At 68.1% G+C, this 1,779-nt stretch carries 4 protein-coding genes; 1 reads left to right on the top strand and 3 read right to left on the bottom strand.

Annotated features, from left to right (window positions below):
* Positions 1 to 310 precede the first annotated feature (310 nt).
* From tatA to IJH84_RS04725, 3 genes are all read right to left on the bottom strand, one after another.
* On the bottom strand, positions 311 to 505 hold the full coding sequence (gene tatA, locus IJH84_RS04715; RefSeq protein WP_200072303.1) for a Sec-independent protein translocase subunit TatA: 195 nt from the start codon (positions 503 to 505) through the stop codon (positions 311 to 313).
* Positions 506 to 571: 66 nt separating this feature from the next.
* Positions 572 to 844 carry a GlsB/YeaQ/YmgE family stress response membrane protein gene (locus tag IJH84_RS04720; RefSeq protein WP_295140669.1) on the bottom strand — a complete coding sequence of 91 codons (273 nt, stop codon included), beginning with the start codon at positions 842 to 844 and terminating at the stop codon, positions 572 to 574.
* A 135-nt stretch (positions 845 to 979) separates the two neighbouring features.
* Positions 980 to 1,465: a carboxymuconolactone decarboxylase family protein gene (locus IJH84_RS04725; RefSeq protein ID WP_295140672.1), complete on the bottom strand. Its 486-nt coding sequence runs from the start codon at positions 1,463 to 1,465 to the stop codon at positions 980 to 982.
* A 200-nt stretch (positions 1,466 to 1,665) separates the two neighbouring features.
* Between IJH84_RS04725 and IJH84_RS04730 the strand changes: the two genes are divergently transcribed.
* Positions 1,666 to 1,779: SDR family NAD(P)-dependent oxidoreductase (locus IJH84_RS04730; protein ID WP_295140675.1), on the top strand; the 114-nt coding region annotated here is incomplete at its 3' end.

The raw sequence follows: 1,779 nt of genomic DNA on the forward strand, positions 1-1,779 counted from the left end.
CTCTCGGGCATTGGAGCCCCGCGAACATCCGCGCGCTCGCGACGACTTTCTGAGTTCTCGCTCCCGAATCGGCCGACACGCCCGAGCGCCACCCGAGGCGGGGACGAAAGCTCCGAGCGAACGGCCTCTTCGCCCGATCTAGTGGGACCAAAGTTCCGTTCACTCGGAAAGTTCGGCGGGGCTGGCCCGGTGCCGACACGCCGATTCATTCGGAGATGACGGGACTTTCGGCCGGCGTCGAGCGGGCCGTTCACTCCGGAAATCCGGGGTGCGCACCGATCCGCGCACCGCTGCCCGGTGCCGGTCCTGATCAGGACGTCTGCTGCGCGCCGGGTGAGTCCTGCTGCGCGGCGTTCTCGTCCTCGCGCAGTCCGCGGGATTCGGCTTTGAGGATGCGGGCGGAACGGCCCAGGGATCGCGCGATCTCCGGCAGCTTCGCCGAGCCGAACAGCAGCGCGACCACGACCAGGACGACCAGCCAGTGCGAGGGTGCGAGCTCACCCATGTCGGAACACTCCTTCGACGATTGCGCGGGGCGTGCGCGGAGCACCCGCGCACGCCCCGCCGATGATCAGTCGCGCGCGCGGCGCTTGCGGCCGGTCACCTGGTTGTAGATCACCAGCACGACGATCGCGCCGATGATCGACCCGATCCAGCCCGTCGGCTCGAAACCACGCAGGCCCACGGTGAACAGACCGGCGAGGAAGCCGCCCACCACCGAGCCGACCACGCCCAGGACGATGGTCATCAGCAGCCCGATGTCGTCCTTGCCCGGCACGACCGCGCGGGCGATGAAGCCCGCGATCAGGCCGAACACGATCCATCCGAGGATGGTCCACAGCATCGCCTTCTCCTCACGTTCCCGGCGCTTTCCGCTGCACGATACTGCCGCCGGTGCAGCGGTGATCGCGTCGCCCGGAGGTGTGGCGGTACAACTCGGGCACCAAGGCACGGACCCGAACGCCGCGACAGGTAACGGTCATTTGCCACCTGAATGGTAGTGCCCGGGCACGTTGCGCGCCGTCACGCTGAGTCGGTTCCAGACGTTGATCGAGGCGATGGCCGCGATCAGGTGCGCCAGCTCGGTCTCGTCGTAGTGCTCGGCCGCGCGCTCGTAGACCTCGTCCGGGACGAAGCCTTCGGTGAGCACGGTGACCGCCTCGGTCAGCTCGATCGCGGCGATCTCCTTGGGCGTGTAGAAGTGCTTGGACTCCTCCCACGCGGACAGCTGCACGACGCGCTGCACCGACTCGCCCGCGGCCAGCGCGTCCTTGGTGTGCATGTCCAGGCAGAACGCGCAGTGGTTCAGCTGCGAGGCGCGGATCCGGACCAGCTCCAGCACGGTCGGGTCGACGCCCTTGCTGACCGCGGCTTCCAGTTGCGCGACGCTGCGGTAGACCTCGGGCGCTAGTTTCTTGATGTTGAGCCGGGGTTCGTGCTCCGGCACTCGGGCGGGGTTCGTCATGCGCCCGACAGTAGGCGCGGATGCAGCCACACCGTGGTCCACTTCGGCGATTCCGTGCTGGACCAGTTGAACGGGTGATCTCCTCGCAGACGGATCACGGAAAGTGATCACGGCCCGCGGCCGAACGCTCCACGTGACCTTGACACCGCACCACGATCCACTAATGATGATAATCATTGCCCGGGTCGAAGGGAGCGGCGATGGCGCCGGAACTCACCGACGAGGTAGCCCTGGTCACCGGCGGCGCCTCCGGCATCGGCGCGGCCTGCGCCCGTGCGCTGTCGGCGGCCGGAGCCCGCGTGGTGATCGCGGAC

This window comes from Saccharopolyspora sp., assembly GCF_017434145.1.
Taxonomy (GTDB): domain Bacteria; phylum Actinomycetota; class Actinomycetes; order Mycobacteriales; family Pseudonocardiaceae; genus Saccharopolyspora_C; species Saccharopolyspora_C galaxeae.

Bases quoted from the DNA above. Each gene is read 5' to 3' on its own strand.
- IJH84_RS04725 (WP_295140672.1), bottom strand. From the start codon at position 1,465: ATGACGAACCCCGCCCGAGTGCCGGAGCACGAACCCCGGCTCAACATC.
- tatA (WP_200072303.1), bottom strand. From the start codon at position 505: ATGGGTGAGCTCGCACCCTCGCACTGGCTGGTCGTCCTGGTCGTGGTC.
- IJH84_RS04720 (WP_295140669.1), bottom strand. From the start codon at position 844: ATGCTGTGGACCATCCTCGGATGGATCGTGTTCGGCCTGATCGCGGGC.